Source organism: Mesorhizobium sp. M0058, from assembly GCF_040323095.1.
In the GTDB taxonomy this organism is placed as follows: Bacteria; Pseudomonadota; Alphaproteobacteria; order Rhizobiales; family Rhizobiaceae; genus Mesorhizobium.
Genome location: NZ_JAMYUQ010000008.1, coordinates 183,929 through 202,926, shown reverse-complemented (window position 1 = coordinate 202,926; position 18,998 = coordinate 183,929). Strand labels below are relative to the sequence as shown.

Here is an 18,998-nt window from a genome sequence, read left to right as displayed (position 1 = left end):
GCTCTATGGAATGCCCGGCGCTCGCGCCGGGCATTTTTCTTTGGTGACAGGGCGCAGCGAGGGTGGCTGGATAAGCCGCTAGCCGGGTCGAATTTGTGCGGGCACGACAATTAGCGTCAGCTCGCGACGCCAATCGCACGCATCTTTTCGATCGGTGGTGCTAGAATCGCATTTAAATCGGTTTAACCTCTCCCCGATTTTGGTTGCACTGCAGCATTTTCGCGTTAATCATGCCTCTGCCCCACCCTCCTGTCCGGAGCCTGCTTCCTTGGCCATCACGAAGATCCTCGTCGCCAACCGGTCCGAAATTGCCATCCGCGTCTTTCGCGCGGCCAACGAGCTCGGCCTCAAAACCGTGGCGATCTGGGCCGAGGAGGACAAATATTCGCTGCATCGGTTCAAGGCCGATGAAAGCTACCAGGTCGGGCGCGGGCCGCATCTGGCCAGGGACATGGGGCCGATCGAAAGCTATCTGTCGATCGAGGAAGTGATCCGCGTCGCCAGGCTGTCCGGCGCCGACGCCATCCATCCAGGCTATGGCCTTCTGTCGGAAAGCCCTGAATTCGCAGATGCCTGCGCCGAGGCCGGCATCACCTTCATCGGACCGAAGCCCGACACGATGCGCCGGCTCGGCAACAAGGTCGCCGCGCGCAATCTGGCCATCGAGGTCGGCGTGCCGGTGGTGCCGGCAACCGAACCGCTGCCGGACGACATGGAAGCAGTCAAGCAGCTCGCCAAGACAGTCGGCTATCCGGTGATGCTCAAGGCATCATGGGGCGGCGGCGGGCGCGGCATGCGCGCCATCCGCGCGGAAGCCGACCTCGCCCGCGAGGTGATGGAAGGCAAGCGCGAGGCCAAGGCCGCCTTCGGCAAGGACGAGGTCTATCTCGAAAAGCTGATCGAGCGCGCTCGCCATGTCGAGGTCCAGGTGCTCGGCGACACGCATGGCAACGCTGTACATCTATTCGAGCGCGACTGCTCGATCCAGCGCCGCAACCAGAAGGTCGTCGAACGGGCGCCGGCGCCCTATCTCAGCGAGGCATTGCGCCAGGAGCTTTGCGGCTATGCGCTCAAGATCGCGCGCGAGACCAGCTATATCGGCGCCGGTACGGTGGAATTCCTGCAGGACGCCGACACCGGCAAATTCTACTTCATCGAGGTCAATCCGCGCATCCAGGTCGAGCACACCGTCACCGAGCAGGTGACCGGCATCGACATCGTCAAGGCGCAGATCCACATACTGGACGGCTTTGCCATCGGCACGAAAGAGTCGGGCGTGCCGGCGCAGGCCGACATCAGGCTGAACGGTCATGCGCTGCAGTGCCGCATCACGACCGAGGATCCGGAGCATAGTTTCATTCCGGACTACGGCCGCATCACCGCTTATCGCGAAGCCGCCGGTTTCGGCATCCGCCTCGACGGCGGCACCGCCTATTCGGGCGCGGTCATCACCCGCTTCTACGATCCGCTGCTGGAGAAGGTGACTGCCTGGGCGCCGACACCGGCCGAGGCGATCGCCCGCATGAATCGGGCCCTGCGCGAGTTCCGCATCCGCGGCGTGGCCACCAACCTCACCTTCCTCGAGGCAATCATCAACCACCCGCGCTTCGCCGACAATTCCTACACGACCAGGTTCATCGACACGACGCCGGAGCTGTTCGCGCAGGTGAAGCGGCAGGACCGCGCCACCAAGCTGCTCAACTATCTGGCCGACGTCAGCGTCAACGGCCATCCCGAAACCCGCGGCCGACCGATGCCCAAGACCGATGCGGCAGCGCCTGTCGTGCCCTATCTCAACGGCAATGTGCCTGATGGCAGCAAGCAGAAGCTAGACGCGTTGGGGCCGGAGAAATTCGCTGCCTGGATGCGTGAGCAAAAAGAGGTGCTTGTCACCGACACGACGATGCGCGACGGTCACCAGTCGCTGCTCGCCACCCGCATGCGCACGCATGACATTGCCGGCATTGCCGGTACCTATGCGCGCGCGCTGCCGCGGCTGCTGTCGCTGGAATGCTGGGGCGGCGCCACCTTCGACGTCGCCATGCGCTTCCTCACCGAGGATCCGTGGGAGCGGTTGAGCAAAGTGCGCGAAGCGGCCCCCAACCTTTTGCTGCAGATGCTTCTGCGCGGCGCCAATGGCGTCGGCTACACCAACTATCCCGACAATGTCGTGCAACATTTCGTCAGCCAGGCAGCGGCCGGTGGGGTCGACCTGTTCCGCGTCTTCGACTGCCTGAACTGGGTCGAGAATATGCGCGTCGCCATGGACGCGGTGGGCGCGGAGGGCAAGCTGGTCGAAGCGGCGATCTGCTACACCGGCGACATCCTCGATCCGGCGCGCGCCAAATACGACCTTAAATACTATGTCGGGTTGGCGAAGGAATTGCAGGCAGCCGGCGCCCATATCATCGCCGTCAAGGACATGGCCGGGCTTTTGAAGCCGGCTGCCGCCCGCGTGCTGTTCAAGGCGCTGCGCGAGGCGACCGACCTGCCGATCCATTTCCACACCCACGACACGTCAGGCCTGTCGGCGGCGACGGTGCTGGCCGGCGTGGAAAGCGGCGTCGACGCCATCGACGCGGCGATGGATTCCTTCTCCGGCAACACCTCGCAGCCTTGCCTGGGCTCGATCGTCGAGGCGCTGAAGGGAACCGAGCGCGATCCCGGCCTCGATCCGCAATGGATCCGCAAAATCTCCTTCTACTGGGAAGCGGTGCGCAACCAGTATGCCGCCTTCGAAAGCGACCTCAAGGGGCCAGCCTCGGAAGTCTATCTGCACGAAATGCCGGGCGGCCAGTTCACCAACCTCAAGGAACAGGCGCGTTCGCTGGGGCTGGAAACGCGTTGGCACGAGGTGGCACAAGCCTATCACGACGTCAATTTGATGTTCGGTGACATCGTCAAGGTGACGCCGTCGTCCAAGGTGGTCGGCGACATGGCGCTGATGATGGTGAGCCAGGATCTGACCGTTGCCGACGTCGAAAACCCAGCCAAGGACATCGCCTTCCCGGACTCGGTCGTCTCGATGCTGCGCGGCGATCTCGGCCAGTCGCCCGGCGGCTGGCCTGCGAAGCTGCAGAAGAAGGCACTGAAGGAAAGCAAGCCGATCACCGAGCGCCCGGGCTCGCTGCTCAAGCCAGCCGACCTCAAGGCCAGCCGCAAGGAGATCGAGCAGAAGCTGGAGCGCAAGCTCTCGGAGTACGAATTCGCCTCCTGGCTGATGTATCCGAAGGTGTTCACCGACTTCGCCGCCGCGCAGGAAACCTACGGGCCGGTCAGTGTGCTGCCGACGCCGACCTATTTCTACGGCATGAAGTCCGAAGACGAGATCTTCCTGGACATCGAAAAAGGCAAGACGCTTGTAGTGCGCTGCCTTGCGATCGGCGACGTCGATGAGAAGGGCATGGTCACCGTGTTCTTCGAGCTCAACGGCCAGCCGCGCCGTGTCCGGGTGCCGGACAGGGCGCATGGCGCCTCGGCGGCCAAGGCTCGGCGCAAGGCCGAGCCCGGCAACGAGGCGCATGTCGGCGCGCCGATGCCGGGCGTGGTCTCCGCCCTTTCGGTTGCCGCCGGCCAAGCGGTCAAGGCCGGCGACGTGCTGTTGTCGATCGAAGCCATGAAGATGGAGACGGCCCTGCATGCCGAGCGCGACGGCACAGTGGCCGAAGTGCTGGTCAAGGCCGGCGATCAGATCGATGCGAAGGATCTGTTGATCGCGTTTGGCTGACGCGCGGATCCATCACACTGGGGACGGCTGGCAGCAGCCGTTCACGAAGCGCCGATAATGGCTTGACCCGCCGCGCCTGCTCGGGCATCGAACCCGCTCCCAATTTACCGCCCAGAATCGCGGTGCTTAAAAAGTAGCGGAGAAAAAACATGGCCGACGACATCACAGATACCAGCCAGACTGTTGCCGCCGGCCAGTTGCGCGCCTTCATCGAGCGCATCGAGCGGCTCGAGGAAGAAAAGAAGACCATCGCCGACGACATCAAGGAAGTGTTCGCCGAGGCCAAGGGCACCGGCTTCGACACCAAGGCGATGCGGTCGATCATCCGGCTGCGCAAGAAGGACCAGGCCGAGCGCCAGGAAGAGGAAACCATCCTCGATCTCTACAAGGCCGCGCTCGGCATGGTGTAAGGCTGTCTGGAAATTCTACTCCGGCTGATATCGCCGGAGCGAATTTCGAAACAGTCTCGGGCCAAGGAATGATGCTGGAACGGGCATCGAACCATGAGCGAATTCGACTTCGGCGCCCGCCGCGCCTCTGAATTCCGCCAACGCAGCTTCTGGGCGCTGTTCGCCGAACGGCATCCGGAGGAACGCGCTTCCATGGCGCGGCGCGGACCCTGGTTCTGGCAGCGCGGGCTGCCCGACTTCGCTCTGGTCCTGTCCATGTATGTCGCGCCGGCGCAAAGCCAAGTTGGCGTCTTTTTCGGCCGTAACGAGAAGTTCGGCGCGACCGGGGTCTGGTCGCGGCTGAAGCCGTTCCAACCGGCAATCGAAGACAGGCTGAAGCTCAGGCCGGAGCAGAGCTGCGAGGCCCTCGGCACCAATTCGATGTGGCGGGTGAACTGCTATGCCGAGGACAACTGGCCGGCCATGGCCGACTGGCTGGTGACGGAATGCTCGCGCTTCGAGCGCGCCGTCACCGACGTGCTGGGAGAGGGATAGCTATCAGGTGTTGGTGCAAAGCATCGGATCCTTCTTCGGCTCGCGCTGGCAAGGCGCGGTTCCGGTCGAGCGGTTGTTCTGGCGCGATCTAGTCCTTGTCGGCACGGCGATCAACATCACCTCGTCGGTGGCCGCGCTCATTCTGCTCGGCTTGAAGCTGCCGCTCGCCGTCGTCCTGGCGGTGCATTTCGCGCCCGTGCCCTACAACATCTTTCTGACCTTTGCCGTCTGGCGAACCACGGAAAAATCCAGTGGCGCCAAGGCTTCGTTGATGACCCTCGGGGCTACGCTTTGGCTGATCCTGGTGGTGGTTGTCTGAGAAGATTGACACGAAAAAGGGCGGCCGAAGCCGCCCTTTGAAGATGGTGGTCAAGCCGCGGCTTAAGCCGCCGGCTCGAATTTCAGCGCCACGCCGTTGATGCAATAGCGCAGGCCGGTCGGCGGCGGGCCGTCCTCGAAGACATGGCCGAGATGGCTGCCGCAGCGGGCGCAGTGGCATTCGGTGCGGACCATGCCGTAGCTGCGGTCGACGGTGTTTTCGACCGAACCGGGCACCGGATCATTGAAGCTCGGCCAGCCGGTGCCGCTCTCGAACTTGAGCTTGGATTCGAACAGCGGCTGGTCGCAGCCGACGCAGGAAAAGGTGCCGGCGCGCTTTTCGTAGAGCAGCGCGCAGCTTCCGGGCCGTTCGGTGCCATGGCCGCGCATGACCGCATATTGCTCGGGCGTCAGGCGGGCGCGCCATTCGGCGTCGGTGCGAGTGACAGGGTAGGTGTGGGTGTCCATTTGATCTCCTCAGCCTTGGCGGCTTGTTGTTGGTTGCAAGCTATATTCGCTTAGAGATAGGCGTTTGTTACGTGTTTTGCTCGCATTTTCAGCCGAGCTCCTACCCAATCGCCTGAAGATAGCGGGCGATCGACGCATGAAATGCCGTTCTTGCGTCGCCGATGATGTTCTGCTGCCACCACGCGCCGTAGATGTCGTCGAATTCGAAAGGCTCAAGTGCCGCCGCGATGCGTCGCACGGCCGGCGCATTGAGCGGAATGTAGTTCGGATAGCTGTACATGAAGCTGACATGGCGACGCGTCGGCGTCACCTGCAATATGTCGCCGGACAGCAGGGCGTTACCGTCATCGCGTTTCCAATGCAGCACCTGGCCGCCGGCAAAATGGCCACCGCAACGCACGAGTGTCAGCGACGGGTTTATGGCCAGCGTCTCGCCCGCCCAGCTGACGATGGCGTTGTGCGGCCGCATAATCCACTGGCGGTCGTCGGCATGGAGATAGATCGGCACGCCGCCAAACGCCTCGCTCCACTCGACCATCACCGAATAATAGTGGCAGTGCGAAATGGCGATCGCGGCCAGGCCGCCGCGACGGTTGATTTCGGCTACCGCCTCGTCGCTCACCATCGAGATGCAATCCCACAGCACATTGCCGTGCGGCGTCTGCGCCAGCAGCGCCCGCTGGCCGATAGCAAAGCGCGGCTCGATGCCGAAAGCGAGAACGCCGGCATCGTCCTTCATCACAAGCCTATGCCCGGCAGAGAGTTCTTCCCCAGTGATCCAGGCCTGGCCTTCCCAGCGCACATATTGCCGCTCGTCCTCGCAGATCGGGCAATTTTCTGGAGGGGTCTGCGTTGCCGCGAACTGGACGCCGCATTGCGGGCAAAGAAAGCAGGTCATCGGTTTTCCTCTCATATCAATGCTTGCGTGAGAGCTGCTTCGTCGCGGCTTCCAACCCGGCCAGCGTCAGTGGGAACATGCGGCCGCCGAAGAGATCGCGGATCATCGCGATCGAATGGGTGAAGCCCCAGTTTTTCTGGTTTTCGGGGTTCAGCCAGACCGCATTCGGCCATTGCTGGATGAGGCGGCCAAGCCAGACACTGCCGGCTTCCGGGTTCCAATGCTCGACCGAACCGCCGGGATGCGCGATCTCGTAAGGGCTCATCGAGGCATCGCCGACGACGATCACCTTGTAGTCGGGGCCGTATTTGTGAAGCAGATCGAAGGTCGGGATGGTCTCGGCATGCCTGCGCCGATTGTCCTTCCAGACGCCCTCGTAAAGGCAGTTGTGGAAGTAAAAATATTCGAGCTGGCGGAATTCGGCGCGGGCGGCCGAAAACAGCTCCTCGACGCTTTTGATGTGGTCGTCCATCGAGCCGCCGACATCGAAGAACATCAAGAGCTTCACGGCGTTGCGCCGTTCGGGGCGCGTCTGCACATCGAGATAGCCGTGCTCGGCGGTGGCATGGATGGTGCCGGGCAGGTCGAACTCTTCCTCCGCACCCTCGCGCACCCAGCGACGCAGGCGCTTCAGCGCCACCTTGATGTTGCGGGTGCCGAGCTCGACGGCGTCGTCGAAATTTTTGAACTCGCGCTTGTCCCAGACTTTCACCGCACGGCGATTGCGGCTTTCATGCTGGCCGATGCGCACGCCTTCGGGATTGTAGCCATAGGCGCCGAAAGGCGAAGTGCCGCCGGTGCCGATCCATTTCGAGCCGCCCTGGTGGCGGCCTTTCTGCTCCTCCAGCCGCTGCTTCAGTGTCTCCATCAGCTTGTCGAAACCGCCGAGCGCCTCGATCAGTTTCTTCTCTTCCTCGGTCAGGTGCTTTTCGGCGAGCCGGCGCAGCCATTCCTCAGGGATGTTGGCGACACCGACGGCATCGGGGCCGGTGAGCGCCTCGATCCCCTTGAAGACATGCGCAAACACCTGGTCGAAGCGGTCGATATGGCGTTCGTCCTTCACAAGCGCGGCGCGGGCGAGGTAGTAAAAACCCTCGACGTCATAGTCGACCAGCCCGGCCTCCAGCCCTTCCAGCAGCGACAGATATTCCCTGAGCGAAACGGGAACGCGCGCGGCCTTTAGTTCGAGAAAGAAGGGGAGGAACATGGTTTGCCGTTATCTATGCCGAACGGTCACGGCGGAGTCGCCACGGGCACTGTCGATTTCGCCGGATTGCAGAAGATTTGCCACAGTCGTGGGTTGGGCATGGGCAAGTGCTTTGCGATGCGGGCTTCCGCCCATTCGCGCATAGCCGAGGCGGCATCGGCTATCGCTTCCGCCGGGTTTGCGCCGGCCCCGTGGCAGCCGGCGAGATCGGGCATCCGCACTCCCCAAACGCCGTCACTGCCATCCAGGATTCCGACATAGCGGATCATTCGGCTCCTTCCGCGTTATTTCGACCGCGCTCGCATCATAGCAGATCATACTCGATAAAACCTGTCCGCCGCGCGACATGGTCGTAGAGCTTGCGCGCTGTGGCGTTGGTTTCGTGGGTCATCCAATAGACGTTCTTGACGCCGATCTTGCCGGCTTCCTGCTTGACCGCTTCAATGAGGGCCGCACCGATGCCCTTGCCGCGCACATCAGGGTCTGCGAACAGGTCCTGCAGGTAGCAGTTGTTTTTCTCCGACCAGCCGGAGCGGTGATAGAGATAATGGGTCAGGCCGACCGCCTTGCCGTCGAGCGTGGCGATAAACCCCTTCGGTTCGAATTCACCTTCCGTGAACAGTCGTTTCCAGGTGATGTCGTAGACCTCGTCCGGCAGCTTGGTCTCGTAGAAGGTGAGGTAGGCAGTCCACAGCCGCCGCCAGTCGGCATGGTCGGCCAGCGCCAGCGGGCGGACGGTGATCTCGGTCATTTCGGTTCCTCGAAGGCCTTATCGGATTCCGGCGGAATCAGATCGGAAACACCATCGCCTAATCCACCGGCGAATTGTACTCGCGAAATGCGGTCGCCAGCATTTGCAGCGCGTCACGCGCCCGCGGCGCCAGATTGTGCGAATGCAGGACCACTTCGGAGGGGTCAAGCGACGGCAGGCCGAGCTTGCGGCCAACCTCGATCAGGCCGGGCGGAGCGACGCAGTGAGCCAGCGCCGAAACGGCAAAGCCCGCCGATATCGCAATGTTGACGGCCGCGCCGCCGCCGCCGACGAAGGCCTCCTCCCAGGCGATGCCTGCTTTGTCCAGCGCCTCGAGCGCCCGCACACGATCCGGACAGTTGCACACGGTGCTTAAGAGCGCGAGGCGCAACGGCGTTCCGCGCTGCCACTCGAAGGAAGGTGCGGCGAACCAGCCATAGTGGTTGCGCGACAAGGTCCGGCCAGGACGGCTGTCGCCTTCGCGGTGCACGATGACTGCGTCGAGCTCGCCGTGATCGAAAGCTTCCTTGAGCACCGTGCTGGTGTCGATCCTCAAACTGAGCGTCAGCGATGGATCGTGCGCATGGAGCTGGGCAATCAGAATGGACAGCGCCGGACCGGCGGCATGATCGACAAAGCCGAGCGCAAGCCGGCACGGTGCTGACGCAAACTCCGCCATGGCGCGCTCGTGCGCGGCAAGGAAGTCACGCGCGGCGGGGAGGAAGACGGCGCCTCGTGCCGACAGGCTGACGCGGCGCGGCGTTCTTTCGATCAATCGCGCGCCGAGCTTCTCCTCAAGGCGGCGCAGCTTGACGCTGATCGTCGCCTGCGTGCTGCCCAGCGCCGATGCCGCCTGGGTGAAGCTCTGCAGATCGGCCACCATCACAAAGGTTCGTACGGCGTCCACATCAAGACTGGTCATCGCAGCACTCCATTGGCCAACTATTCGATTTTGTCATTTCTGATATAGCCGAGCATAGTCTTTTTTCATGGTCAAGTCTCCTCTATGTCAAACTGGTCGCGGTTTGAAGAGCGCCTCATACTCGGATGGAAAGAGATCGATATGCCAATTCAACGAAACACCATCGCGCTCACCGGCGTGTGCTTGGCGTCGCTCTTGTTCGGGCTCGAAATCTCCAGCGTGCCGATGATCCTGCCGAAACTCGAAAGCGTGCTCGCCGCCGATTTCAAAGACCTGCAATGGATCATGAACGCCTACACCATTGCCTGCACCACGGTGCTGATGGCGACGGGGACATTGGCCGACCGTTTCGGCCGCAAGAGCGTGATGGTGATCACCACCGTCGCCTTCGGCCTCGCCTCGCTGCTGTGCGGCCTGGCTCCGAGTGCGGCGCTGCTGATCGCCGCCCGCTTCCTGCAAGGCCTCGCCGGCGGCGCGATGCTGACCTGCAGCGTCGCCGTGCTGTCGCATCAGTTCCAGGACGGCCGCGAACGCGGCAAGGCTTTTGTTGCCTGGAGCGTCGTCTCAGGCATCGGGCTTGGTTTCGGTCCCGCCATCGGTGGCTTGATCGTGGCGCTGTCGAACTGGCAATGGGTGTTCCTCATCCACGTGCCGCTGGCGCTCCTGGCGCTCGCCTTTATCGGCGCCGGTGTCACGCAATCGCGCGATCACAACGCCCAGAAGCTCGACTGGGCCGGCATGCTGACGCTGTCGGCGGCGGTGTTCGGCTTCTCCTATCTGATTACGCAGGGTGCGGATCTCGGGACCAGCGCCCGCATCGGCGTGATATCAGCCTCCGTGGCTGCGTTCATCGCTTTCCTTGTGGCCGAGAGGGTCAATCCCTATCCGATGTTCGATTTCTCCGTGTTCCGCATCCGCCAGTTTTCCGGCGCGATCATGGGCGCCATCGGCATGAATTTCAGCTACTGGCCGTTCATCATCTATCTGCCGATCTATTATTCCGGCGTTCTCGGCTACGACAGCACGACGACCGGCCTGCTATTGCTCGTCTACACGCTGCCCTTCATGGTGATGCCGCCGATCGCCGAGCGCATTCGCGCGCGCTATCAGGCACGAATTGCCATCCCGCTCGGTCTGCTGACGCTAGGGATCGGTTTCATCGCCATGTGGATCGGCTCCAGGCTCGAGGGCGCCACCTGGCTGACCATGCTGCCGGGCACGCTGATTGCCGGCATCGGCATCGGTCTCACCAATTCGCCGACCACAAACACCACGACCGGCGCGGTATCGCCGGATCGCGCCGGCATGGCGTCCGGCATCGACATCAGCGCACGCCTGATCACGCTTGCCATCAACATCGCGGTGCTCGGCCTGCTGCTGACGCAAGGTATCGTTTCCCACCTGCGGGCCACACTCGGCGCGGCTTTGGAGCCGGATGAGTTGCGGGCACTGGCGGAAAGGGTCGCCACCGGCAATCTGGAGGGCCTTGCGCAGGGGACGCCGAAGCTCGCAGCCCTCGACCCATCCGGCGCCATCGTGCATGCCGCCCTGGTCAACGGTTTCGGCTGGGTCATGCTCTATTGCGGGATCGGCGTTCTCGCCCTGTCGGTCATCGGCTTCGCCATCTTCGGGCCGAAGCGCGTCGCGCCGCAGGAGACAGGGCTTGCGGCGGCCGAGTGATCGGCCGAAGCCCGCTCATAGCGCTCAGCCCGCCCGACGATCCTTATCCCTGCCGCCTGGCCATGAAAGCAAGGCGCTCAAACAGATGCACGTCCTGCTCGTTCTTCAGCAGCGCGCCGTGCAGTTTCGGCAGCGCGTTCCTGGGGTCGGCGCGCAGATCCTCGGGTGCGATGTCGTCGGCGACCAGCAGGCGGATCCAGTCGAGCGCCTCGGAGGTCGACGGCTTCTTCTTCAACCCCTGCACGTCGCGGATCTCGTAGAACTGGGTCAGGGCAGCACGCACCAAATTCTGCTTTATGCCGGGATAGTGCACGTCGACGATTTTGTGCAGCGTGTCGACATCGGGAAAGCGGATGTAGTGGAAGAAGCACCGGCGCAGGAAGGCGTCGGGCAGTTCCTTCTCATTGTTGGAAGTGATGATGACGATGGGGCGCACAGCGGCGCGGATCGTTTCGCCGGTTTCGTAGACGAAGAACTCCATCCGGTCGAGTTCCTGCAGCAGGTCGTTGGGGAATTCGATATCGGCCTTGTCGATCTCGTCGATCAACAGCACGACCTTCTTACCGGCCGCGAAGGCGTGCCAGAGCTTGCCGCGCTTGATGTAGTTTTTGATGTCGTTGAACCTGGCATCGCCGAGCTGGCTGTCGCGCAGCCGCGAGACAGCATCATATTCATACAGTCCCTGCTGCGCACGGGTGGTCGACTTGACGTGCCATTCGATCAGGTCGAGGCCGAGCGCCGATGCCACCTGGCGGGCAAGCTCGGTCTTGCCGGTGCCCGGCTCGCCCTTGACCAGCAACGGCCGCTCCAGCGCGATCGCGGCGTTCACCGCCACCATCAGATCCTTGTCGGCGACATAGGCCGCCGTGCCTTCGAAACGCATACTTGCTCCTCGGTTGGTCAGCGCGAGCGTAAGGACGCTGCTTGACCTGTGCAAGGGCGAGCCGGCTGCGACCAAAGCGTGTGAGATCGAAATCGAAACATCGGCTCATGTCACTAGCGCTTGACCGACCAGCCGCCTATATTGGGCTTGGCGGTCTGCGCTTCCCGGCAGGAGAACATTTTCCCCGGGGCCTTAACGATCCTTAGGGAGCTGTCCCTGGGAAGACCCGTGGGTTTTCTCATACGGCGCCCACCTACTTTGTAGGTTCCCGGGATCGCTCTCTCCACCGGTTGTGTGGATCGTCACTTACCTCTATCCGCCCAGTTTGGCGGATGATGTGGTAGAAAACGTCGCTCATGAAACGTCACCCAGATCCGACCTTTTCTATCGGCCGCGCATGACATCTCCCAAAGACCTGAAAAAGCAGTTGCGCCTCGAGGCACTCGGCCGTCGCGATGCGCTCGATCCGCTGTGGCGGGTGGAGATCGCGCTTGAAATGGCCGAGACGGCGCGCGACCACCTCGCCATCGAGCCGGGTCAGATCGTTTCAGCTTTCTGGCCGATGCGATCGGAAGTCGACGTCAGGCCGCTGATGTTCGCCTTGCGCGAGAACGGGGCCAGGCTTTGCCTGCCGGCCATCCTCGACAAGACCACCATCGTCTTTCGCGAACTGGTGCGCGGCGCGCCGATGGTCGAGATGGGTTTTGGCACGGTCGGTCCGCATGCGGAGGCCGAGGTTCTCGATCCCGCGGTGATGCTGGTGCCGCTCGCGGCCTTCGACAGCCGCGGTCATCGCATCGGGTATGGCGCCGGCTATTACGACCGCGCCATCGCCAGGCTGATCGACAAGGGCCAGCCGCCACGACTGATCGGCATCGCTTTCGATTGCCAGGAGGTGGGTCTGGTGCCGGATGAGGCGCACGACGTCATCATCCCGGAAATACTGACCGAGAGCGGTTTGCGCCGCTTCGACATCGCTTAAAAGACCGCGATCCCGCTTAACGCGTTTCCAAGACGTGCCGGATAGTATTCCGGCAACACAGTCCGAGCCGATGGCGGCCATCATGTTTGTCTTCGCACGCTTCCTGCTGATGCCGTTCGTCCTCATCGCGGTAACGCTGTTCGCGATGGCATTGCACATTTCCGGAACGGCCCTGCACCACCAGTTCGCCTGGCATCAGACGGTTGCCACAGTGACGGATGTCAGTTCCTACAGCGAAGCCCAGGGTAATGGCCTCACCGCGAAAGGCATCAACGTCGCTGTCACCTATGTCGCGAACGATGCACCGATGACGTGGTCCGGCAAGGGAAAGGACATCGGCCTCTACACGGCGTCCAAGGCGACGCGGTGAAGTTGTATTACAACCCTGCCAATCCATCTATCCTCGATACCGCGGCGATGAAGGGCTGGCGCGGCGGGCTGTTGCTCCTGGCCGCTACTGGTGGGTTCACTGGTTTCTACGTCTGGTTCTTCTGGCTGCGCGGACGCGCCGCACCGCCGGCGTCACCAATGATGCCTTCGGCAGTTCGCGTCGCGGGCGCGAGCGCAAAGCCGTCTCAACAGCAGCGTGGTACTTTCGGCCGGCGTTAGCGCCAATCGCCCGGGTAGCGCTTGCCTAGCGTCCGTGCCTCTGGATAGAAGTGGGGATGAGACTTCTCTTCCTCGGCGACATGGTGGGCAAATCGGGACGTACGGCGGTGTGGGAACAACTGCCCGGCCTGATCTCGGATTTCAAACTCGACTTCGTCATCGTCAATGGCGAGAACGCCGCCGGCGGCTTCGGCATCACCGAAGACATTTTTCGCGACACCATCGCCGCCGGTGCCGATGTCGTCACCACCGGCAACCATGTCTGGGACCAGCGCGACGCACTGGTCTTCGCGCCGCGCGAGGAGCGCTTCTTGCGCCCGTCCAACTTCCCCAAGGGCACGCCGGGGCGCGGTTCCGGCGTCTATATCGCCAAAAACGGCGCGCGCGTGCTGGTCGCCAACATCATGGGCCGGGTGTTCATGCATCCCGAGCTCGACGATCCGTTCCAGGCCGGCGAGCGCGAGCTGGCCGCCTGTCCGCTGGGCGAGCAGGCCGATGCCGTGGTCATCGACTTCCATGCCGAAGCGACCTCGGAGAAAATGTGCTTCGCGCATTTCGTCGACGGCCGCGCCAGCCTCGTCATCGGCACCCATACGCACCAGCCGACGGCCGACCACCAGATCCTCAACGGCGGCACCGGCTACATGTCCGATGCCGGCATGTGCGGCGACTATGATTCCTCGCTCGGCATGGACAAGGAAGAGCCGCTCAACCGCTTCCTGTCGAAAGTGCCGAAAGGCCGCTTCGAGGCGGCGACCGGACCGGCGACATTGTGCGGCGTCGGCGTCACTATTTCCGACCGCACCGGCCTGACCGAGAAGATCGCGCCTTTTCGTCGCGGGCCGCGGCTCGAAGAAACCGCGCCATCCTTCTGGTCTTGACATTGATATAGTCGAGTAAAGTACCTAACTGGCGACGAAACTGCTCTAGATCGTTAAAGAGGGGACGACCTCCATGCAGCTGATCGAGTTCTTTGCGCCGCATTTTCAATTTGTTTCCGATCCAACCGCGTGGGTCGCGTTGCTGACGCTGATCGTCCTCGAGGTCGTGCTCGGCATCGACAATCTGATCTTCATCTCGATCCTGACCAACAAATTGCCTGAGGCGCAGCGCGCCCGCGCCCGCCGTCTCGGCATCTCGGCGGCGCTGATCATGCGGCTGGTGCTGCTCGCAACCATCTCCATCATCGTGCAGCTGACGACGCCGGTGTTCACAGCGTTCGGCCATGGCTTTTCCTGGCGCGACCTGATCCTGATTGCCGGCGGCCTGTTCCTGGTCTGGAAGGCGACCAAGGAAATCCACCACACCGTCGATCCCGACGACCACAAGGATACGATGATGGGCGAGACGCTGCAGATCTCGCTTGCCGGCGCCATCTTCCAGATCCTGCTGCTCGATCTCGTCTTTTCGATCGATTCGATCATCACCGCCGTCGGCATGACCGACGAGATTGCCATCATGTACATCGCCGTGATCGTGGCGGTGAGCGTGATGATGCTGGCGGCCGGGCCGCTGGCCAATTTCATCGCCAAAAACCCGAGCATCGTCATGCTGGCGCTGGGCTTCCTGCTGATGATCGGCATGACGCTGATCGCCGACGGCATGGGCTATCATGTGCCGAAGGGCTACATCTACGCCGCGATGGGCTTTTCCGCCCTGGTCGAGGGCCTCAACATGCTGGCGCGGCGAAGGAAGAAATCCAGCGGTGGGCATTGAGGCTGGGCGATCGGGGCGATCCTAGCGCCCCGGCACGCCCTTCGGATAACGGTCGCCGATCAGGCCAAGCGACAGGCCCTGTTCCAGCCATGCCTTTGCGCCGGCAAGAACGAGTGCGAAGCCGTCGGTCGAGCCGACCGCCTGCTTGACCTGCTCGTCGGCGGTGCCGGCGAAGCCGAAATTGCTGACCTCAAGAAAGGTCGCACCGTCAGGCGTTTCGGCGCCGGGCATCTCCGTGAATGTCCAGACCACAGTGGTCGGCGGATCGCTCCATTGCATGACGATCTTCTTGTTCTCGACGATCTCGCTGACATTGACCATCGCCGAGGCCCCGTACATGCGCCACTCCCAGCGAACCTCTTTGCGGCTATCCAGCCGGCCGCTACTGTGGGTAAACCAGAATTTCGTGGTGATGGCCGGGTCGACGATCGCCTCGAAGACCTCGGCGACCGGCCGCCTGATCAGCATGCCGGCTTCGGCAGTCGGCGTTTTGTGAATTTCCATCGATGCTCCTTTCCTTGTCCGGTTTGCGCTCACCAGGCGTAAGGCTCGCGCACCATGTGAACGATGCTGGCCGGGTTGGCGATCCAGAAGCCGCGAAAGCTTTCGCCCAGGGGCTCGACCGCGTCGCAACGGACGACGCCGGCCTTGGCGAGATGATCCGCAATGGCTGCAGAATTGTCGGTGAAAAGCTCAAGCCAGACTTCGGCCTGGCTCAGCATCGGCGCCTCGTCGATCCACAGACGGTTTGGGCCAAGCTCGAAGCCGATGGCCGGCGTCTTGGCGGTGAATGGATTCAAGCCGACGACGTCGCGATAGAAGGCGATCGTCGCCTCGTACTGATGTGACGGGACTTTCATGGCGATGTTGATTCCACCTGTCATTTTCGCGGTTATTGCGGGCTCCGTTGCGCTGTTCATCTGTTTGTCTCGTTGGCCGGCTCGCCCCTCATCTCGCCGCGGTAGTAGCCGTCGCGCAGATTGATGCCGTATTCGACATAGGCCTTCATGCAGGCCAGCATCTGCGACCAGCCCTCGCAATTGAGGTAGGATTTCTGCAGGCCGACCACGCCTTCCGGCCAGCCGGATTCAGCAATGGTCACAAGGGTGCCGCCATCGTCCAGCGGCTCGAAGTTCATCTCGATGCGTGTCTTGTAGGCGGGCTTGCCTTCGGCATCGGTGGCATCCCAGCGCAGCACGATATGGCGGTCCTTGATCACCTCATCGACTTCGACGGGCACCTTGCCCCACCAGACCACCCCGGTGCCGGCCTTCAGCGGCGCGCTGGCGCCGCCGATGGTGGTGAAATAGCCACTCAGCTTTTTGGGATTGACGACGGCGTCGAAGACTTCGGCGACCGGTTTGCCGATGCGCCCGGAAACTCTGAATCCAAGAGACATATCCACAGCTCCTCCTTGATTGGCTCGACGATATGTTATAGAAACATAACATGTCAAGCCAAACCGCAGACGATCACGTTTTCAAGGCGTTGGCGCATCCGCGCCGTCGCGAATTGCTGGATCGGCTGAAGGATGCGCCGCAGACGACCGGCATGTTGTGCGAGGCGTTTCCCGACATCGATCGCTGCACCGTCATGCTGCATCTCAAGGTGCTGGAAGAAGCCGAACTGGTGGTGGCAAAGCGCCAAGGGCGAGAGCGCTGGAACCATCTCAACGCGCTGCCGATCAAGCACATCCACGACCGCTGGATCAGCCAGTATGCCGGCCATGCGCTCAGCATTATCGACCGGCTGAAGTCCGATCTGGAGGGCTGAACCGGCGCGGCTGGACGAATTGAGCCGATTTATCTATAAGCCGGCCATTCCGACAGAGAACGCCGTGCATCCATCGCGTTGCACCTTGGACGGCTCTGAAAATTTGAATTCGAGTACCCGGGAGGACGAGGTGAGACCACCTCGCTTCGGGATGCTCTAGCCGAAGACGACAGGGGTGCCATGGCCGGCCATTCACAGTTCAAGAACATCATGCACCGCAAGGGCCGGCAGGACGCGGTGCGGTCGAAAATGTTTTCCAAGCTGGCGCGCGAAATCACCGTCGCCGCCAAGAGCGGAACACCGGATCCGTCGATGAACCCGCGTTTGCGCCTGGCCATTCAGAACGCCAAGGCGGTGTCGATGCCGAAGGACAACATCCAGCGCGCCATCAACAAGGCATCGATGGGCGATGCCGAGAATTACGAAGCGGTGCGCTATGAAGGCTATGGGCCAGGCGGCGTGGCGCTGATCGTCGAGGCGCTGACCGACAACCGCAACCGCTCGGCCTCGAACGTGCGCGCCGCCTTCACCAAAGCCGGGGGTGCGCTTGGTGAAACCGGCTCGGTGTCGTTCATGTGGAACCGCGCCGGCGAGATTTACTATCCGGCCTCCGCCGGCAGCGCCGACAAGGTGATGGACGCGGCGATCGAGGCCGGCGCCGATGACGTCGAGTCCGACGAGGAAGGCCACACCATCTACTGTGCGTTCGAGAGTATGGGCGAAGTGTCTAAGGCGCTGGAAGCCTCGCTTGGCGAGGCCGAATCGGTGAAGCCGATCTGGCAGCCGCAGAACAATGTCCCGGTCGACGAAGAGCGGGCGCAATCGCTGATGAAACTGGTGGCAACGCTCGAGGACGATGACGACGTGCAGAGCGTCTACGCCAATTTCGAGGTCGACGACGAGACCATGGCCAAGCTCAGCGCGGCGTAGGTCCGTGCAATACAGTCGGATGCGAATATTGCTGTATGACGGCGGCCTGCCTATAGATTAGTCAGTTATCAGGGGGGGCCGATGACCGACTATAAAGAGGCAAGTTTTGCCGATGCGGTGGCCTGGCCTCGCCGGCCCGGCATATGGCGACGGTTTCTCGCTGCACTCATCGACTACCTTGTAATCCTGATCGCCCTCTATTTGCTCGTAGGGGCTCTATTTCTGCTGACCAACGGTGGCGTAAAAGGCAGCTTTTGGCTGAACTGGAAACTATGCCAGGAGGGTACGGTTCACGGTGCCCCGACACTTGCCCGTTATGACTGGCAGGTGTGTAGAACATCAGTACTCGGTTTGCCGGTCGCCATATGGAGCGTGGGTACGGCGCCGGGCTCAAAGCCTGGAGAAACCTCCTCAATCTCGATCGATCTGGATTCGCAAGGAAATTTCAGGCCTGCAGCATTGGACCTGGGTTTCCTCGAGCTGATCGCTCTGGCGTCTTATCTCCTCATTATGGAGTTGAAGTCCGGCCAATCAATCGGCAAGCGGCTCACGGAGCTCACTGTACATGATGAGGACGACAGACATAGGGTCGGCCTGCCGGCGAGAAAGGCTGTTCGGCGGCAACTTATCAAGTTTCTCGGCGCATTACCGATCGTCCTGACGGGAAGCTGGTATGCTTTTCAGGCTTGGGGCACCGCTCCCGGTGGCGTGCAGGATTACTCCAGCCTGGAAATAGTGGTTGCATCCGCTGCCCTCGTTTTGGTGCTGATCTGGCCGGTCTGGATTGCGATATCCATAGCTCTGGGCGACGACCCGATACACGATCGATTCGCAAATACCACGGTGCGCATACAGGAGGCCCAGACATGAGTGTGCCGGAGAGGCCCCGCGTGGTCATCACCTATTGCACGCAGTGCCAGTGGCTGTTGCGGGCCGGCTGGATGGCGCAGGAACTGCTCTCCACCTTCGGCACGGATCTTGGTGAAGTGACGCTGGTGCCGGGCACAGGCGGCATCTTCACCGTTTCCTGCAACGATGTGCTGGTCTGGGACCGCAAGCGCGACGGCGGCTTTCCCGATGCCGCCAAGCTCAAGCAGCTGGTGCGCGACGTCATCGATCCGGGCCGCGATCTCGGTCATTCCGACCGCAAGGGTCACACGCAAAAGGACCCCGCTTGAGGCGAGGTCCTT

General features: G+C 62.2%; 24 protein-coding genes and 1 other RNA gene. 15 read left to right on the top strand and 10 right to left on the bottom strand.

All coding sequences use genetic code 11. The features are described from left to right. Window positions 1-268: 268 nt before the first annotated feature. The 4 genes from pyc (at window position 269) to NKJ75_RS15895 (ending at window position 4,990) form a co-directional block, all read left to right on the top strand. On the top strand, window positions 269-3,727 hold the full coding sequence (gene pyc, locus NKJ75_RS15910) for a pyruvate carboxylase (RefSeq protein WP_352499925.1): 3,459 nt from the start codon (window positions 269-271) through the stop codon (window positions 3,725-3,727). Window positions 3,728-3,876: 149 nt separating this feature from the next. After that, entirely contained in the window at window positions 3,877-4,137 is a 261-nt protein-coding gene (locus NKJ75_RS15905; RefSeq protein ID WP_023668722.1) for a DUF2312 domain-containing protein, read from the top strand. A gap of 93 nt (window positions 4,138-4,230) precedes the next feature. Then, entirely contained in the window at window positions 4,231-4,671 is a 441-nt protein-coding gene (locus NKJ75_RS15900; protein WP_352462247.1) for a hypothetical protein, read from the top strand. Between the two features lie 7 nt (window positions 4,672-4,678). Then, entirely contained in the window at window positions 4,679-4,990 is a 312-nt protein-coding gene (locus tag NKJ75_RS15895; protein WP_031196451.1) for a hypothetical protein, read from the top strand. Between the two features lie 62 nt (window positions 4,991-5,052). On the opposite strand, the gene msrB is transcribed toward NKJ75_RS15895, so the two are convergent. The 6 genes from msrB to NKJ75_RS15865 form a co-directional block, all read right to left on the bottom strand. Continuing rightward, window positions 5,053-5,457, bottom strand: coding sequence for a peptide-methionine (R)-S-oxide reductase MsrB (msrB, locus tag NKJ75_RS15890; RefSeq protein ID WP_013529102.1), 405 nt, complete (start codon window positions 5,455-5,457; stop codon window positions 5,053-5,055). A 100-nt stretch (window positions 5,458-5,557) separates the two neighbouring features. Beyond that, window positions 5,558-6,355, bottom strand: a complete 798-nt coding sequence (locus tag NKJ75_RS15885) for an MBL fold metallo-hydrolase (protein WP_023704917.1) — start codon at window positions 6,353-6,355, stop codon at window positions 5,558-5,560. Window positions 6,356-6,371: 16 nt separating this feature from the next. After that, window positions 6,372-7,562 (bottom strand): vWA domain-containing protein, encoded by a 1,191-nt coding sequence (locus NKJ75_RS15880; RefSeq protein ID WP_023815246.1) that lies wholly within the window; start codon window positions 7,560-7,562, stop codon window positions 6,372-6,374. Between the two features lie 26 nt (window positions 7,563-7,588). Beyond that, entirely contained in the window at window positions 7,589-7,831 is a 243-nt protein-coding gene (locus tag NKJ75_RS15875; protein WP_031204429.1) for a type II toxin-antitoxin system HicB family antitoxin, read from the bottom strand. A gap of 35 nt (window positions 7,832-7,866) precedes the next feature. Then, complete coding sequence (locus NKJ75_RS15870) at window positions 7,867-8,313, bottom strand: GNAT family N-acetyltransferase (RefSeq protein WP_023668728.1); 447 nt, start codon at window positions 8,311-8,313, stop codon at window positions 7,867-7,869. A 58-nt stretch (window positions 8,314-8,371) separates the two neighbouring features. After that, window positions 8,372-9,235 (bottom strand): LysR family transcriptional regulator, encoded by an 864-nt coding sequence (locus NKJ75_RS15865; RefSeq protein WP_023824273.1) that lies wholly within the window; start codon window positions 9,233-9,235, stop codon window positions 8,372-8,374. A 141-nt stretch (window positions 9,236-9,376) separates the two neighbouring features. Between NKJ75_RS15865 and NKJ75_RS15860 the strand changes: the two genes are divergently transcribed. Then, window positions 9,377-10,915, top strand: a complete 1,539-nt coding sequence (locus NKJ75_RS15860) for an MFS transporter (protein WP_023834630.1) — start codon at window positions 9,377-9,379, stop codon at window positions 10,913-10,915. 43 nt (window positions 10,916-10,958) lie between these two features. Here the strand turns inward: NKJ75_RS15860 and NKJ75_RS15855 are convergent, their stop codons facing one another. Then, a complete protein-coding gene (locus tag NKJ75_RS15855) occupies window positions 10,959-11,798 on the bottom strand; it encodes an AAA family ATPase (protein WP_023694573.1) in 840 nt (279 codons plus the stop codon). 149 nt (window positions 11,799-11,947) lie between these two features. Here NKJ75_RS15855 and ssrS point away from each other — a divergent pair. The 6 genes from ssrS to NKJ75_RS15825 all read left to right on the top strand — a co-directional run bounded on the left by ssrS (window position 11,948) and on the right by NKJ75_RS15825 (window position 15,105). Continuing rightward, a non-coding RNA gene (gene ssrS / locus NKJ75_RS15850) (6S RNA) lies at window positions 11,948-12,103 on the top strand. A 92-nt stretch (window positions 12,104-12,195) separates the two neighbouring features. Then, a complete protein-coding gene (locus NKJ75_RS15845; protein ID WP_023698428.1) occupies window positions 12,196-12,780 on the top strand; it encodes a 5-formyltetrahydrofolate cyclo-ligase in 585 nt (194 codons plus the stop codon). 82 nt (window positions 12,781-12,862) lie between these two features. Next, entirely contained in the window at window positions 12,863-13,150 is a 288-nt protein-coding gene (locus tag NKJ75_RS15840; RefSeq protein WP_155923591.1) for a hypothetical protein, read from the top strand. Next, window positions 13,147-13,389, top strand: a complete 243-nt coding sequence (locus NKJ75_RS15835; RefSeq protein ID WP_155923592.1) for a hypothetical protein — start codon at window positions 13,147-13,149, stop codon at window positions 13,387-13,389. The genes NKJ75_RS15840 and NKJ75_RS15835 overlap by 4 nt, the downstream gene beginning before the upstream one ends. 56 nt (window positions 13,390-13,445) lie before the next feature. Beyond that, window positions 13,446-14,270: a TIGR00282 family metallophosphoesterase gene (locus NKJ75_RS15830; protein WP_023668734.1), complete on the top strand. Its 825-nt coding sequence runs from the start codon at window positions 13,446-13,448 to the stop codon at window positions 14,268-14,270. A gap of 73 nt (window positions 14,271-14,343) precedes the next feature. Then, window positions 14,344-15,105: a TerC family protein gene (locus tag NKJ75_RS15825; protein WP_023694576.1), complete on the top strand. Its 762-nt coding sequence runs from the start codon at window positions 14,344-14,346 to the stop codon at window positions 15,103-15,105. Window positions 15,106-15,126: 21 nt separating this feature from the next. On the opposite strand, the gene NKJ75_RS15820 is transcribed toward NKJ75_RS15825, so the two are convergent. The 3 genes from NKJ75_RS15820 to NKJ75_RS15810 are packed head-to-tail and all read right to left on the bottom strand — an operon-like array spanning window position 15,127 to window position 16,504. Next, window positions 15,127-15,609: an SRPBCC family protein gene (locus NKJ75_RS15820; protein WP_023698429.1), complete on the bottom strand. Its 483-nt coding sequence runs from the start codon at window positions 15,607-15,609 to the stop codon at window positions 15,127-15,129. Between the two features lie 29 nt (window positions 15,610-15,638). Further along, window positions 15,639-16,025: a VOC family protein gene (locus tag NKJ75_RS15815; RefSeq protein WP_460221647.1), complete on the bottom strand. Its 387-nt coding sequence runs from the start codon at window positions 16,023-16,025 to the stop codon at window positions 15,639-15,641. Beyond that, window positions 16,022-16,504 (bottom strand): SRPBCC domain-containing protein, encoded by a 483-nt coding sequence (locus tag NKJ75_RS15810; protein ID WP_023668738.1) that lies wholly within the window; start codon window positions 16,502-16,504, stop codon window positions 16,022-16,024. Before NKJ75_RS15810 ends, NKJ75_RS15815 begins: the two co-directional genes overlap by 4 nt. Window positions 16,505-16,554: 50 nt before the next feature. Here NKJ75_RS15810 and NKJ75_RS15805 point away from each other — a divergent pair, with 50 nt between their 5' ends. The 4 genes from NKJ75_RS15805 to NKJ75_RS15790 all read left to right on the top strand — a co-directional run bounded on the left by NKJ75_RS15805 (window position 16,555) and on the right by NKJ75_RS15790 (window position 18,986). Further along, complete coding sequence (locus tag NKJ75_RS15805) at window positions 16,555-16,878, top strand: ArsR/SmtB family transcription factor (protein WP_023668739.1); 324 nt, start codon at window positions 16,555-16,557, stop codon at window positions 16,876-16,878. Window positions 16,879-17,058: 180 nt separating this feature from the next. Further along, complete coding sequence (locus NKJ75_RS15800) at window positions 17,059-17,808, top strand: YebC/PmpR family DNA-binding transcriptional regulator (RefSeq protein ID WP_023668740.1); 750 nt, start codon at window positions 17,059-17,061, stop codon at window positions 17,806-17,808. An 81-nt stretch (window positions 17,809-17,889) separates the two neighbouring features. Continuing rightward, window positions 17,890-18,678, top strand: coding sequence for an RDD family protein (locus NKJ75_RS15795; RefSeq protein WP_023700267.1), 789 nt, complete (start codon window positions 17,890-17,892; stop codon window positions 18,676-18,678). Then, window positions 18,675-18,986 carry an Rdx family protein gene (locus NKJ75_RS15790; protein ID WP_023668742.1) on the top strand — a complete coding sequence of 104 codons (312 nt, stop codon included), beginning with the start codon at window positions 18,675-18,677 and terminating at the stop codon, window positions 18,984-18,986. The genes NKJ75_RS15795 and NKJ75_RS15790 overlap by 4 nt, the downstream gene beginning before the upstream one ends. The last annotated feature ends 12 nt before the right edge of the window (window positions 18,987-18,998 follow it).